Origin of the sequence: Microcoleus sp. Pol17C6 (assembly GCF_036701145.1) — a bacterium.
GTDB lineage: Bacteria > Cyanobacteriota > Cyanobacteriia > Cyanobacteriales > Microcoleaceae > Microcoleus.
In genome coordinates, this window is record NZ_JAUBQH010000047.1 from 36,844 (window position 1) to 52,295 (window position 15,452).

General features: G+C 43.9%; 13 protein-coding genes. 5 read left to right on the plus strand and 8 right to left on the minus strand.

The window, feature by feature from the left end:
- The 5 genes from QUA25_RS21015 to QUA25_RS21035 form a co-directional block, all read right to left on the minus strand.
- On the minus strand, positions 1 to 429 hold the full coding sequence (locus QUA25_RS21015) for a GNAT family N-acetyltransferase (RefSeq protein WP_333041057.1): 429 nt from the start codon (positions 427 to 429) through the stop codon (positions 1 to 3).
- A complete protein-coding gene (locus tag QUA25_RS21020) occupies positions 410 to 2,029 on the minus strand; it encodes a cyclic peptide export ABC transporter (RefSeq protein ID WP_333041058.1) in 1,620 nt (539 codons plus the stop codon). Before QUA25_RS21020 ends, QUA25_RS21015 begins: the two co-directional genes overlap by 20 nt.
- A gap of 146 nt (positions 2,030 to 2,175) precedes the next feature.
- Positions 2,176 to 2,775 carry a Uma2 family endonuclease gene (locus tag QUA25_RS21025; protein ID WP_333041059.1) on the minus strand — a complete coding sequence of 200 codons (600 nt, stop codon included), beginning with the start codon at positions 2,773 to 2,775 and terminating at the stop codon, positions 2,176 to 2,178.
- 153 nt (positions 2,776 to 2,928) lie between these two features.
- Positions 2,929 to 4,500, minus strand: a complete 1,572-nt coding sequence (locus QUA25_RS21030; protein ID WP_333041060.1) for an NAD(P)H-quinone oxidoreductase subunit N — start codon at positions 4,498 to 4,500, stop codon at positions 2,929 to 2,931.
- Between the two features lie 277 nt (positions 4,501 to 4,777).
- Positions 4,778 to 4,951 (minus strand): hypothetical protein, encoded by a 174-nt coding sequence (locus QUA25_RS21035; RefSeq protein WP_333041061.1) that lies wholly within the window; start codon positions 4,949 to 4,951, stop codon positions 4,778 to 4,780.
- A 64-nt stretch (positions 4,952 to 5,015) separates the two neighbouring features.
- Here QUA25_RS21035 and QUA25_RS21040 point away from each other — a divergent pair, with 64 nt between their 5' ends.
- From QUA25_RS21040 to QUA25_RS21060, 5 genes are read left to right on the plus strand one after another with little or no spacing between them, the layout of a single operon-like run.
- Entirely contained in the window at positions 5,016 to 6,008 is a 993-nt protein-coding gene (locus tag QUA25_RS21040) for an ABC transporter substrate-binding protein (protein ID WP_333041062.1), read from the plus strand.
- Positions 6,005 to 6,991 carry an ABC transporter substrate-binding protein gene (locus QUA25_RS21045; RefSeq protein WP_333041063.1) on the plus strand — a complete coding sequence of 329 codons (987 nt, stop codon included), beginning with the start codon at positions 6,005 to 6,007 and terminating at the stop codon, positions 6,989 to 6,991. The genes QUA25_RS21040 and QUA25_RS21045 overlap by 4 nt, the downstream gene beginning before the upstream one ends.
- Entirely contained in the window at positions 6,988 to 7,980 is a 993-nt protein-coding gene (locus QUA25_RS21050) for an ABC transporter substrate-binding protein (RefSeq protein WP_333041064.1), read from the plus strand. The genes QUA25_RS21045 and QUA25_RS21050 overlap by 4 nt, the downstream gene beginning before the upstream one ends.
- A complete protein-coding gene (locus QUA25_RS21055; RefSeq protein ID WP_333041066.1) occupies positions 7,977 to 10,061 on the plus strand; it encodes a SpoIIE family protein phosphatase in 2,085 nt (694 codons plus the stop codon). Before QUA25_RS21050 ends, QUA25_RS21055 begins: the two co-directional genes overlap by 4 nt.
- Before the next feature lie 36 nt (positions 10,062 to 10,097).
- Positions 10,098 to 10,325: a helix-turn-helix domain-containing protein gene (locus QUA25_RS21060; protein WP_333041067.1), complete on the plus strand. Its 228-nt coding sequence runs from the start codon at positions 10,098 to 10,100 to the stop codon at positions 10,323 to 10,325.
- Between the two features lie 82 nt (positions 10,326 to 10,407).
- Here the strand turns inward: QUA25_RS21060 and QUA25_RS21065 are convergent, their stop codons facing one another.
- The 3 genes from QUA25_RS21065 to QUA25_RS21075 all read right to left on the minus strand — a co-directional run.
- Positions 10,408 to 11,406, minus strand: coding sequence for a poly(ethylene terephthalate) hydrolase family protein (locus tag QUA25_RS21065; protein WP_333041068.1), 999 nt, complete (start codon positions 11,404 to 11,406; stop codon positions 10,408 to 10,410).
- Positions 11,407 to 11,674: 268 nt separating this feature from the next.
- Complete coding sequence (locus tag QUA25_RS21070) at positions 11,675 to 13,054, minus strand: response regulator (RefSeq protein WP_333041070.1); 1,380 nt, start codon at positions 13,052 to 13,054, stop codon at positions 11,675 to 11,677.
- Positions 13,051 to 15,452 (minus strand): PAS domain S-box protein (locus QUA25_RS21075; RefSeq protein ID WP_333041071.1); only part of this gene is annotated, 2,402 nt, incomplete at its 5' end. The genes QUA25_RS21075 and QUA25_RS21070, both read right to left, overlap by 4 nt.

Consider the following 15,452-nt stretch of genomic DNA (forward strand, 5'->3'; position numbering starts at 1 on the left):
TTAGCCTGTTGTGCGCCGCAAAAACTTTAGTTCGCCCACATCATCCGAGAAACCCCAACGCTCGTAAAACGGCATCATGTTCGGCAAACAATTAAGATAAAAATGCTCGACAGCTTGCAGTTTGGGATGAGTTAAAACTGCATCCATCAACTTCGCACCCATTCCCATCTTTCTGTGGCTCGGCTTGATAATCACATCAAAAATCATGGCTCTGTATACGAAATCGGTAATGACGCGGGTAATGCCAATTAGTCGATCGCTCTCATCGACAAAACCAATGATAACATCAGTAGAAGCCAGCATTTTCACAACATCTTCCCGCGTCCGCTTGTCGCTCCAAAACTCGTTTTTGTACAAATCCATCAAGTCGGAAACCTGGCTTTCGGTCAAAGTTTCGACAATTCGGTACTTATCCATTTGATCTGTCATACTCTACTTTACCGTAATCTAGTTTAATTGCGCGATCGGCTAAATCAAAATAGCGGTCATCGTGACTAATCACAAACACCGTTTTCCCCCGCCGCTTCAACTCCGGTAGCAACTGCTTGTAAAAAATATCGCGGAAAAACGGGTCTTGATCCGAAGCCCATTCATCAAACAAATAAATGGGTCTATCTTCCAAATACGCAGTCAGCAAAGCCAGCCGCTTTCGCTGTCCCTGAGACAAAGCCGTAGTTGACAAAACTCCGTCTTTCACCTGAACTTTATTCTCCAAATGAAACTCTCGCAAATATTCAGCCGCCTGCTTGTCCAAATCGTGATTAGTCATCCCCAAAAGCCTTTCAAACAGATAGAAATCCGAGAAAATCGCAGAAAAATTCTGCCTGTACCACTCTCGATTTTCATCAGTAATTGGCTGGCCATCTAAGATAATTTTTCCCGATTCAGGAATGTACAAACCAGTGATTAGCTTAGCGAGAGTTGACTTACCGCTGCCGTTACCGCCAATTATAAACACTAATTGACCCGGATGAAACTTCAAATTAAGCTCGCCCAAAATAAAATTGCTGTCTTCTTTTTCTCCCGGATAGCTGTGAATTACTCGATTTAACTCCAGCGTCTCCCACTCAGCAGTTGGAAACGGTTTAACCGTTGAATTTATCTCAGCTTGACTCGCCAAAGCCAATCCCATTCTCTCTATCTTCTCCACCGAAGTATTAGCACGAAAAATTGCCGGCAACCTTTGCAAAATATTCTGAAATGGAGACATCAAATAGGTACTTGTCAGAATATAAGCTGACAAAACAGGTGTAGAAACTGGCACAAATTTCGGCAAAGCAAACAGCAGCAAACCCATCAGCATAAAAAACAGCAACTGACCGACTCCAATCGCAACTGCGCCAGTATTCAAAGCAGTCACGTTATAATCGCGGGAAGCATCAGCACTCACCTGCAATTGTTCAGTAAAAAACTCTTGGCGGCGCAACGAATGCAGTTTAAGTTCCTTAATCCCATCAGTAATACTGCGAAAATGCTTAAATAATGTATCTTGTTCTTCTCTGGCTAAATCGAAGAATTTCCGCATTTTGCTGAGCAACAACTGCACCGTGCCAATCATCAGCACCAAAAAACAAAAGACAACAACAAAAACCGTACCCGAAATCGTGCTTAAATAAGTTAAGCAGCCCACGACAACGGCGAGATCAACACAAAGAAAAGGAATCAAAAATATAGTATTAGAAAGCGTTCCCACATCATCTGTCAGAGTTGCCAGCAAGCGGTTAGCGCCCAACTCTTCCAAATTCCGCAAAGGAGTAGACAAAATGCCACGGCTCAAACTCAGACGCAAATTATAAACAGCTTCTTGAGAGAGATAAATTAATAAAAATTGGGATACAAAGCCACTCAAAAGAGCCAAGATTGCTAATCCCGCAAAATACCAGACTAAATTACCATTGGAATTGTCGCTAATTGCCCGATTAATTAGGGAAATTAACATAGCGCTGCAACCGCCGCTGATTAAGCCTGTGAGTATGGCGATGGAAACATTTAACCAAGAAGCTTTTAATAGTAACCAAATTACATTCATCTATTTTTACTCTTAATTTAAATTTGGAAACTCACGTGCAAACCAACGAAATCCCCGACTTCTTGGTAACAATCTCGATTACTACTGAATAAATTTGATTCAGCAGTCGAGTCTCTTGATATTCGCATCCCCCAATAGCATTAATTTTATTCTTGTACTTCTGTTTCCTGGGTTTCCAATACAACCAGCTCATAAATATCGAGCATCGACATTTGCACTTCCACTGAAGCGAAGGAAACTATTGCTGATTCTCCCTCATATTCCCGAAACAACCATTCATTTGATTCGGTTTTAATATATTGTGCGACTAAAAACTCAGATTGATTGACTAACACATATTCACGGAATTCAGGGATCGATCGATAAAACCGAAACTTATCCTCCCGATCGAAATCCTTGGTAGACTTAGAAAGCACTTCCACAATCAGCACAGGATTGAGTATTTCATCTTTCCGTCCCTCTGTGCAAACTAATTCTCCTTCAACTACCATCACATCTGGATAAGTCCCGCGTCGATACCGAGGAATCCACAACCGCAAATCGCTCATAAATGGTCTGGCATTCTTTCCCCGCAAAGCAGATTTTAAGAACGCATAAATATTACCGATTATCTGGCTGTGATTAATACTGCCACCACTCATTTGTACAATTTTTCCATCGCGGTATTCATTTCTAAACTCAGCAGTTTCCTCTAACTCCCGGTACTCATCTGGAGTATAAAACTTTTCCTTACTTTGTACTAACATTATTGCCTCTGTACTAACTTTTATCTGCGTTAATCTGCGTTAATCTGCCTACATCTGCGGTTAAAAATCATAATTAACAGTATATCACAACAAAAAAGAAACGCCCAACTTCAAAGAGTCAGGCGTTTTCCACTATTTCAAAACCAGGAAAAATTAATCCCGGCGAGACACCAAATTCGATTCAATTTTCGCACCCGCAACAGGTTGCACATGACTCAATGCCGACTGCAAGATGGGAGTTTTGGTAATAGCATCATTAGCCAAATTAAACAAAGGGTTAGACAAAATTCCCGCCAATGTTGTCGCAACCAAGGTGAGTACAACGCTGACTTGCAAAGGCCGCATTCCCTGAAGGTTCCAACGAACTTCGGGATAATTTTTTACCGCGTCTGACATTTCTTGAGGTTCTTTTACTACCATCATCTTGACAACGCGGATGTAGTAGTAAATCGAAACTACGCTGGTAATTAATCCCAGAATAACTAAGCCGTAAAGTCCTGCTTGCCAGCCGGCCCAGAACAGATAGATTTTGCCGAAAAATCCAGCCAGGGGCGGAATTCCACCGAGAGAAAGCAGGCAAATACTTAAGGCTAAAGTTAACAGCGGGTCTTTTTGGTACAAACCCGAGTATTCGCTAATTTGGTCGGTTCCAGTCCGCAGCGAGAACAGGATTATGCAGGCGAAAGCACCCAAGTTCATAAACAGGTAAACCAACATATAAAATATCATGCTGGAGTAACCGGCTTCTGTTCCTGCAATCAAACCCAGCATTACAAAACCGGCTTGGGCGATCGACGAATAAGCCAAAAGCCGCTTCATGCTAGTCTGGGCGAGGGCAACCACATTTCCCAACACCATGCTGAGAATGGCTAAGGCCGTGAATACGAAGTGCCACTGTTCGGTAAGTGCGGGGAAAGCACTTGTTAACAAGCGGATTGCTAGGGCAAAACCGGCTGCTTTGGAACCGACAGAAAGGAAGGCAACAACCGGTGTAGGAGAACCTTCGTAAACGTCAGGAGTCCATTGGTGGAAGGGAACCGCAGAGATTTTGAAGGCAATGCCGGCGATCGCAAAAACCAAAGCAATCACCAAACCGAGAGATTGACCTTCATCCACAGTAGAAAGGTTAGCCGCGATCGTACTCAGCTTAGTTTCGCCGCCAGACAACCCGTACAGCAGCGAAAGCCCGTAGAGAAACACCGCCGAAGAAGACGACCCAATTAACAAATATTTCAAAGCAGCTTCATTGGAACGCGGGTCGCGTTTTGTGTAACCCGTCAGCAAATAAGACGAGATACTCAGAGTTTCCAACGAAATAAAAATCATCACCAATTCATCAGCGCCGCTGAGGAACATTCCCCCCAAAGTAGCGGTCAGCAAAATGCCGATAAATTCCGCTAAAGCAGTACCCGTTTGCAGTACATAGCGGACGGATATCAAAATAGTGACAGCCGTACTCAAAGCGATAATTCCGCGAAACACTAAACTCAAGGCATCGCTGTTAAAACCGCCCAGAAACGAGATGGTATCCGTGTTATCCCACTGCAAACACAAGGCAGCGACGGCGGCCAACAAACCCGCAACGGCAACGTAGGGAGTCCAACCCGAGGAACTGCGGCCTACGATTAAATCGCCGACGAGAACCACCAAGAGGGTGATGATGACAATTCCCTCTGGCAAGATAGTTCCAGCATTTAGCTGGGCAGCAAGAGTAGCAAAATCCATATTTTCAGGCAGGTTGGGTAGTACAAGCCGCAAAGGCTGTAATGGGCTGTGAACTTGTAAAAATTCTTTACCAAACACAGATTGTAGCGGATTACAGCTTCGCGATCCCAGTTGGGCGGGTGTTTGTTGCCGGAGAGTTGATACTCAGTAGCGGTTTTGCATACATTTGCGGGCATTGTAGAGATTGCCGGCTGATGTCACCTGCGACGAGAGTCGCGATCGACCATAACTGTCACAATGTAGAAAGTTAAACCAGTAATTCGGCATGACTGACTCGTTAAGTGCCTACAAACGGCAGATTCTCAATGACTTCAACAACCGCCCGACTACGAGAAGGAATTTCACAAACAGGCTGCAACTCGGTTAGTAGAATTGGCAAAAGTGCGATCGGGCAAGCTTGTTCTAGATATTGCCACCGGAACAGGTTTAGCGGCGATTGCGGACGATGCACTTAGGTCGATCGGACTCAAGAAAATATAAATCGCCTTTTCTACACCAGGAATGCTTTAGATAGTATGTCTAAACTACTCAATTTCATCTGTATCTTTATTATTACCGGCTGCCTACTGTTTGCTTGTCATTTTCCGGAACCTCTAAAAGTAAAACCTCCTCCCCTAAAAGTATCTTGTGTTCCTTTTGTTGGCTATACACCTCTCATCATTGCTCAAGACAAAGGATTCTTCAAAGCGCAAGGGGTAGACGTGGAACTCAGCTATGTAGGCTACTCACAATTCCAAGACGCGGATTTCAGTGCAGGGAAGTATGATGGGATCGGATTGACCTTGGGCGATTTGGTGATCTTGAGTGCCACAAATCCTGATATGCAAGCTGTGATGGTATTGGATGAATCGACAGGTGCAGACGTGGTAGTCGCCCAATCCGACATTAAAACAATCCCTAATTTGAAAGGAAAAAAGCTCGGTGCAAATCTAGGCAGCTTTAGCGAGGTTTTCGTTACTGAGATGTTGAAAGCCTCTAAACTGACGAGCGATGATGTTAGCCTGGTTAAAGTCGAGCCTTTAGAAGTTCCCAATCGCTTACAAAACAATGCTATCCAAGCCGGGCACACTTGGGAACCGCATCTTTCTGAAGCATTAAAATTAGGGGCGCATATCCTGTTTACAAGCAAACAAACCCCAGGCTTAATTTTGGATTTGGTCGCGTTTCGGGGTGAGGCGATACGCGATCGCCCCGAAGATATTCGCGCCTTTGTGCGAGGCTGGCTTCAAGGCTTGTCATATTGGGAAGCAAATATTCCCGAAGGAAACGCGATCGTGAGCAAAGCGTTGAATATGCCAATCAAGACAAGCTCTTTCGAGGGAATAGACCTCACTGACCTTGCAGAAAATCAAAACTTCTTTCAATCAGACAGCCCTAATTATATCTACAAAACTGCCCAGAAATATGCCGATTTTTTTATTCGCGCTGGCAATGTGACGCGCATTCCCAATCTAGAAACCTTGTTCAATTCTTCTTTTTTAACCCCCCCTCCTCGTCTGAAACCATGAAGCGCTCCTTTTTCACCAGCCTCTTTATTATTACCTGCTGGCTGCTGTTTGCTTGTCATTCTGTGGAATCTGTAAAAGTAAAACGTCCTCCCCTGAAAGTAAGTTTTGTCCCTTTTATTGGCTATATACCTGTCACCATTGCTCAAGAGAAAGGATTCTTCAAAGCGCAAGGGATAGACGTGGAACTGAGCAATGTAGACTACTCAATGCAACAGGCGGATTTCAGTGCAGGGAAGTACGATGGGATCGGATTGCCCTTGGGCAATTTGATTATCTTGAGTGCCACAAATCCTGATATACAAGCTGTGATGGTTGTGGATGAATCGACAGGTGCAGATGTGGTAGTCGCTGAATCGCATATTAAAACAATTCTTAACTTGAAAGGAAAAAAGCTTGGTGCAAATCTAGGCGGCTTTAGCGAAGTCTTCGTTACTGAGATGTTGAAAACCTCTAAGCTGACGAGCGATGATGTTAGCCTGGTTAAAGTCGATGCTTTAGAAGTTCCAGATCGCCTACAAAACAAGGTTATCCAAGCAGGGCACACTTGGGAACCGTATCTTTCTGAATCATTAAAATTAGGAGCAAAAATTTTGTTTACAAGCAAACAAACCCCAGGCTTAATTTTGGATTTGGTAGCGTTTCGGGGTGAGGTGATACGCGATCGCCCCGAAGATATTCGCGCCTTTGTGCGAGGCTGGCTTCAAGCCTTGTCTTATTGGGAAACAAATATTCCCGAAGGAAACGAGATCGCGAGCAAAGTGTTGAATATTCCCAGCAACAAAATTTCTTTCGAGGGAATAGACCTCACTGACTTGGCAGAAAATCAAAACTTCTTTCAATCAGACAACCCTAATTATATCTACAAAAACGCCAAGAAATATGCGGACTTTTTTATTCGCGCTGGCAATGTGACGCGCCTTCCCAATCTAGAAACCTTGTTCAATTCTTCTTTTTTAACCCCCCCTCCTAGTCGGAAACCATGAAGCGCTCCTTTTTCAACAGCATCTTTATTATTATTACCTGCGGGCTGCTGTTTGCTTGTCATTCTGTGGAATCTCTAAAAGTAAAACGTCCTCCCCTGAAAGTAAGTTTGATCTCTTTTGTTGGCCATAGACCGGGCCTCATTGCTCAAGAGAAAGGATTCTTCAAAGCGCAAGGGGTAGACGTGGAACTCAGCTATGCAGACTACTTACAATTGCAACAAGCAGATTTCAGTGCAGGCAAGTATGATGGGATCGGATTAACCTTGGGAGATTTTATGATCTTGAGTGCCACATATCCTGATATGCAAGCTGTGATGGTTGTGTCTGAATCGACAGGTGCAGATGTGGTAGTCGCGGAATCAAACATTAAAACAATTCTTAACTTGAAAGGAAAAAAGGTTGGTGCAAATCTAGGCGGCTTTAGCGAAGTCTTCGTTACTGAGATGTTGAAAATCTCTAAGCTGACGAGCGATGATGTTAGGCTGGTTAAAGTTGATGGTTTAGAAGTTCCCAATCGCTTACAAAACAATGCTATCCAAGCAGGGCACACTTGGGAACCGCATATTTCTGAATCATTAAAATTAGGGGCGCATATCCTGTTTACAAGCAAACAAACCCCAGGCTTAATTTTGGATTTGGTCGCGTTTCGGGGTGAGGCGATACGCGATCGCCCCGAAGATATTCGCGCCTTTGTGCGAGGCTGGCTTCAAGGCTTGTCATATTGGGAAGCAAATATTCCCGAAGGAAACGCGATCGTGAGCAAAGCGTTGAATATTCCGATCACCACAATCTCTTTCGAGGGAATAGACCTCAGTAACCTTGCAGAAAATCAAAACTTCTTTCAATCAGACAGTCCTAATTATATCTACAAAACTGCCAAGAAATATGCGGACTTTTTTATTCGCGCTGGCAATGTGACGCGCCTTCCCAATCTAGAAAAATTGTTCAATTCTTCTTTCTTAACCCCCCCTCCTAGCCTGAAACCATGAAGCGCTCCTTTTTCAAAAGCATTCGTACAAAGTTAATCGTGTCGTTTCTCCTCGTTGCTCTAATTCCGTTGCTGCTGTTAGCATTTATCAACAAGCAGACAACTCAAAAGGCATTGACCGACAACGCACGACAAGCCCTATCTGCGGCGGCTAACGAAACCGCTTACAGAATAGATGGGTTTATCGATGGGAATCTCAATGCTGTGCGCGTAGAAGCGATTTTACCAGGTTTGGCGGCCTATCTGGGCCTACCTCCAGAACGGCGAAATGGTAGTCCCCAAGAGATGTTAGCGACTGAAACCTTAACCCGGCTCAGTCGCAAAGATATGCTTAATATTATCTCCTATGCCTTGCTCAACTTAAAGGGACGGAATGTACTCGATACGAATACACCGGATTTGGGACGAGATGAATCCGGCCAAGATTACTTCCAAGAACCGCTCAAAACTCAACTACCTTTTGTTTCTAGTATTAGGCAATCGACGACAATTCCCAACCTCGCTACGCTTTTTTTTAGCAGTCCTGTTCGCGATGCGAAGGGAAATATATTGGGTGTATTGCGAGTGACATACAATGCCACATCTGTCCAGCAGTTGGTGACTCGGGAAACTGAACGCGCAGGTGCGAAATCCTTAGCAGTTCTTTTAGATGATCACTATATCCATCTGGCACATAGCACTACACCTGAACTCCTTTTCAAATCGATTGTGCCTTTGTCACCCAATGTTGTAGCGAAACTGCAACGCGAAGGGCGTTTGCCTAAGACTCTAACGAAAGAACTTGCAATCAATTTGCCCGACCTCAAGCAAGCTTTAGACACTAAACAGCCTTATCTAACCACACGATTGGCAGCTACGGGTAATAATGAGTTGAGCCTCTTAGCGATCGCCCGCCTGAAATATAAACCTTGGTCAGTTCTTTTCGCACAGCCCATTGCCGTTGCCCTAGCACCTGTAGAAAAACAAATACGTGATGCACTTCTTTTATTAGCAATCATCGCCACAATTGTAACTATCATCGCTTTGGCGATCGCACAACTATTAACAAAGCCTGTGATTTATCTCACCCAAGCGGTTGCCCAGTTTACGGCGGGTAACTTAGATATGCGTGTGAAGATGCGATCTGCAGACGAAATCGGTCTGCTGGCACGATCTTTCAATAGCATGGCGAGGCAAATCCAAGAATCCTTTGAAACCCTCGAAGACAAAGTTAAAGAACGAACAGCAGAACTCGCTAATGCTAATCAGGAAATCATTGCCCTCAACGAAAAACTCAAAGTAGACAACCTCCGCTTAGGTGCAGAATTGAATGTCGCGCGTCACATCCAGCAAATGATTTTGCCTAACCCTGAGGAACTGGAAATTGACGGACTAGATATCGCCGGATACATGGAACCCGCTGATGAAGTAGGAGGTGACTACTACGACGTGCTACAGATCGATGGTGTTGTCACACTGGCGATCGGTGATGTCACCGGACACGGCCTCGAAAGCGGCATTCTGATGCTGATGGCGCAAACCTCAGTTCGCACCCTGCAAGAGATTCGTGAACTAGACCCCGTTCGATTCCTGGATGTACTCAACCGTACCCTCTACAAAAACGTACAGCGCATGAACTCTGAGAAAAGTCTGACGCTGGCGATTTTGAGCTACTCCCAAGGAGTCATTAGCATAAGCGGTCAGCATGAAGAAACGCTAGTTGTGCGAAAAAATGGAGATGTTGAGCGCATCGACACGATGGAGTTAGGCTTCCCGATCGCGTTAGATGATGATATCGCAGAGTTCATCAGTCACATCCTGATTGAGCTAGAACCTGGAGATGGCGTGGTGCTTTATACTGATGGCATTCCAGAAGCCTATAACATCCGCAAAAAGCAGTATGGACTGAAGCAATTGTGTCAAGTAATCAGTCAAAATTGGCACAAGTCTGCAGCAGGAGTTAAGGATGCGGTGATTGTAGATGTGCGGCAACATATCGGTAAGCAGAAAGTGTTTGATGATATTACGTTGCTAGTCTTTAAGCGACAGGCTGACGTTACTGAAAAGGAAAATTTACTTAATGATATCATTGTCCAAAACTAGCTGATACAATGAAGAACAAAGTTTGAGTAATACTTTATGAAAGTAAACTACCAAGTAAGAATAGATTTAAAAGCAGACGAGTTAAAAATAATTCTGTCCGAGCAGCGCACTCTACCTAATAAACAAAAAATTCAGGCACTTTATTGGTTAAAAACAGGAGCGAGTCAAAGCCTTACAAATGTAGCTGAACGTCTAGGTGTACATAGAATTACTGTACATAGATGGTTAACACAATATACTGCTGGCGGTATGCCAGATAAGTGATGCCCCATAATAAAAATGTAGGCACACTATCTATTAGCGTTAATCTATATTACGTTTTTTTAGGTAGCTACTTAGAAGATGGTTAGGGAAGTGCAACGGAGGTAACACCGACATTCGGATCGAGGGCGTCACCTTGAGAGTAAATATAATCAAATGCCGATCGATCTTTAAGCATATTTGCCCGCAAAAATAGCGCGCTCCAACGGGCGATCGTTTCAATACCCACGGCTCGCTCTAAGGTAGCAGTATTGCGATCGGGGTTCGCACCAGCGGGGTTATTAACATCGGTAATGCCGAAGTGATTGGCACCCATAACAGTAATCAAAGCTTTGGGTGGTGTTTGAATTTGGTCAAAGGTGCTTTGAGATCGATCGGGCAGGGCGACACCATCGATAGATCCTTGAATCAACGCCACTGCAATGCCATCATTAGCGATGGGTACAAATTCATTAGCAATAGGATTCCGCAAGTTAGCTCCAAAAAATGCACCCGCTAATAGTTCTTTCGGGCGCGTAAATGGCTCTTGACACAAATACAATTCTGGGAGACATTTGTTAGCAATCACCGATAACCCCACTGCACCACCAAAAGAATGACCCAATAAACCAAGGCGCTGCGTATCGATAACAGACGCAATCGGGGATGTGGGCTTCGTGTTTTCGATCGCCATTTGCGACAAAACCGCAGCAATTTGCGAAGTTTCCGACGCCAAATTAGGGGGTGAACTGGGATTGAAGGGCGAAGGGCGCAAATGGTTCGGAACGACTACCACAAAGCCGTACCGCGCCACGTGGCTAGCGTAATCTGAATAAAATGTTTTATCTACAAGCGCACCTTGCAATAAAAGTACAATGGGGAAAGAGTAATTACCCGAATTAAGATCGGATGGTTTAGGATAATAAATGTCAGCTAAATCGTTATTAGCAGATATCGTCGTACTGTAAAAGCTAGTTTCTTTAAAGGGCGGTGCATAATCGATTGTTGTGGCAAAGACTTGGCTAGCAAGGACAACAAACGCAGCAATTGCACAAACAATTGCTAGGGTTTTTGCCGAAAAAGAATGAGGGTGGAAATTTATCATTATTTTGGGTTTGAGAGTGCGTGCATAAGCTAGTGAAAAAAAGCAAATCTGCACCGTTGGTAATTTAAGGAGCTTTGCCGGAAAAAGTTTCGGACTCTGTGACCAAGAGTTGGGGCGGGTTCACCAACAATACCTGCCAATAATTGACAATCTCAAAAACCCGCCCCGACCGGGATATTATGCTTAATCTATCGGACATGATATGACTCCTAAATAAACACGATTCCCGATGTTACACCCTTTAGGAATACTTTGATTTTATTGTGGATTATAACCCGACCAAATCTTCTTTATAAAAACATTTTTTAGAAGAGTAGTGAATCGGAATTTCGATGGCTAATGTCGCCCCTTGATCCGGTATCGAAAAACAACGGAGTTGCCCGCCGTGGTCGTCCACTACAATAGCATAGCTAATCGATAACCCCAAACCCTTTCCTTTGCCCACTTGCTTCGTTGTAAAAAATGGCTCAAATATGCGTTGTTGAATATCTTCGGTTATGCCCGGCCCATTATCAGTAATATAAATACCCACTTGAAAATCGGAGAGTAACTTCGTGCAAATAGTAATAGTAGGGATGGGGCTGTTATCATCCGCCTCTTTTTCCCAACTTTTTTGTGACTGCAACGCATCAATCGCATTGGTCAGGATGTTCATAAAAACCTGATTCATTTGCCCTGCGTAGCATTCTATCTTTGGCAGATCCTCATACTCTTTTACCACTTTAATTATCGTTTGATCAGCTTCATCTTTCAGCCGATGCTGCAAAATCAGCAGCGTACTTTCCAGCCCTTCATGGATATCCACCGCTTTCAACTCAGATTCATCGAGTCGGGAAAAATTCCGCAGCGATTGCACTATTTCTCCAATTCTGTCAGCTCCTATGCTCATAGAAGCAATTAGCTTCGGCAAGTCATTCCTGAGAAAAGTGAAATCGATTGCCTCCAGTTGTTCCTGGATAGCGGCTGTGGGATTGGGAAAATCTTCTGCGTAGAGTTGCACCAGCCTCAGCAAATCTTCAGTGTACTCCGTTATGGGGCCGAGGTTCCCTTTAATGAAATTAATCGGATTGTTAATTTCGTGAGCTACCCCTGCTACGACATTCCCTAAACTTGACATTTTCTCGCTTTGGATGAGTTGAGCTTGTGCATTTTGTAACTGTTGTAGAGCCAGCTCTAGTTGTTGGGATTTCTTCCGCTCTTTAGCCTCTGACTCCTGCAATCGCGCATTTTGCTCGTGCATTTTTTTTTGCAAACGCTGAATAGTTAGTTGATTTTCGACACGAGCTAAAACTTCTTCTAAATGAAATGGCTTGGTGATGTAGTCTACTCCTCCCACAGCAAATGCTTTGACTTTATCCAACACTTGATCGAGGGCGCTCAAGAAAATAACTGGAATACCCGAAGTTCTGCAATCGGCTTTTAGGTGTTCGCAAACTTCATAGCCGTTCATCTGGGGCATTGTGATGTCGAGCAAAATCAAATCTGGTGGAGTTGAACGCGCTGCTTTTAATGCCATCTCCCCATTTATTACGCCCCGAACCTTATATCCTTTGTCGCTCAACATAGTGGATAAAAGACGCAGGTTGTCGGGGGTATCGTCAACCACTAAAAGATTGGCAACATGAGATTCTAATTGCTGGCTGTTCATGGGATAAATTTTTCTGTTAAGGCAGTAATTTTATCAAATCGAAAATTATGAATCCAATCGGTGAGAACCTCCGCAGAAGAAGTATCGGATTCAGGGATTGTGGCGACTAAACTTAAAATCAGGTCGGCATCAGCATCGATAGCTCCATGATGTAACTGTATCACCCACTCCGTAGGCATTTCCGCCAAAGTTGTCCTTAAATTTTCAGTTTTTTCTTCTTCTTTTACACTCAAGTCTTGACCCTCAAGCTGAGATAATGTAAAGTTCGGTAAATCTTCATAAATATACTGTACCCCTAAATGTTCAGCCATTTTTGCGAAAATCACTTCTTCTTGGAAAGGCTTGCTCACAAAATCGTCACAGCCTGATGATAAAACAATGGCTCGTTCTTCCTCAAAAGCGCTAGCGGTCAACGCAACAATCGGGGTAGCCTCATCTTTAATCTTGGCTTTAATTTGTCTGGTGGCCTCATATCCGTCTATCACAGGCATTTGCATATCCATCCAAATTAGGTGAGGTTTCCAAGTTTCCCAAATTCTAATAGCTTCTTGACCATTTACTGCTTCGCGCACCTCCAAGCCAAGCGGTTCGAGAAGATTAACCAATAGCAAACGACTCTCCCATTTATCATCAACCACCAAGATGCGATATGAGGGTTGGTTGGGTTCTAAACCAATTACCCGTTTTCTTGATTGTCGAGGTTGAACTTCAGCCATCTCAGGGGAGCTAATTTGGATATCAAAACTAAAAATTGTTCCTCGATTCAAGGTACTGCTGACGGTAATGTCTCCTCCCATCAGTTGTACGAATTGTCGGCTGATGGGTAAACCCAAGCCAGTTCCTTCTTGAGATTTCCGACCTGCGTCAGTTTGTACAAAAGCCTCAAATAAAGACTCTACCTCAGTAGGATCAATGCCGTGGCCCGTGTCTTCCACTTCAAACGTAATAGTCCGTGGTTCGTTGTCTGTTGGGGACTTTTGTTTTGCACTAATTGCTGCAACCCGAAGTGTCACACTTCCCTTCGTAGTAAACTTGATCGCATTTCCTAGCAGATTAATTAAGACTTGACGCAATTTACTTTCGTCAGTCTTTACATACTGAGGAATGTTAGAATTGATGTGCCAACTGAGCTGTAAACCTTTAGAATCAGCTTTGAGTTTGAGCATTTCTTCTAGAGAATGGAGCAAATGATACAGGTCAAAGCTAGTAGGATTTAATGTAATCCGACCTGCCTCGATTTTAGACATTTCCAGAACGTCATTAATCAGCGTCAGCAAATGCTCGCCAGAACGACTAATGATGGCGATCTGTTCCTGCTGTATGTGAGAAAGGGATGGGTCGCGTCCCAGCACTTGGGTAAAGCCGAGAATTGCATTGAGGGGAGTTCGCAATTCGTGACTCATTTTTGATAAAAATTCGCTTTTAGCCTTGTTAGCCGCATCTGCAACTTCTTTGGCTTGTTGTAAGGCTGCCTCTGCTTTTTTGTCCTCCGTAATATCGCTGGCTGTGCCAGTTATTCCTAGAATGTTTCCCTCGGAATCCCGCACTACAAGTGAATTAAACCGGAGATTGATAGGTCTGCTGTCTTTAGCTAATTGTATGGTTTCATACTGAAATACGGACTCTCCATTCAGCATACGTTGGAATATCTCGTTATCTTTGGGAAGTTGTTCAGGTATCTGAAACTCACTGAATTTTCGCCCTATCATTTCTTCAGGGCTGTAGCCAAAAATCTGTTGGACGGCAGCGTTGACGAAGGTATAACGCCCTTCAACATCAACTGACCAAATCATATCCTGCGATGTTTCAACTAAGTCACGGTATTTAGCCTCGCTTTGTTTGAGCGCTTCTTCTACCCTTTGACGATCGGTAATGTCGTTAATGACTAAGAGAATACACGCTTCTCCACCCAGCTCAATAATATCTGCTGATAACAGCATCTTCCTCACCTCCCCTGAAGAAGTACGACAATCAAATTCCTGATTGCGAACCACTCCTGATTCTTGTAATAGCTGTTTGTATCTGTCACCTTGTTCTAAATTCAGCCAAAGATTCAACTCAATTGCTGTAAAACCAATTACCTGTTCGCGAGAGTAACTAAAAGTGCTGAGGAAACTGTCGTTCACTTCGATGTAGCGTCCATCTGCGAATCGGGCGATCGCGATCGGGTTAGGACTGGAACGAAAGGCTTTAGAAAACTTTTCCTCAGACTTGCCCAAGGCTATTTCTGTCTGCATTCTGACAGCCATTTCCTGTTCCAATTCTTGCGTTCTTTCTATAACCTTACGTTCCAGTGTTCGCGAGTATTCCCCTAATTGATCGTAAAGTTGAGCATTCTCAATAGAAATAGCAATTTGTGCAGATAAAAGTTTTAACAATTCTAGGCGATCCGTAGTAA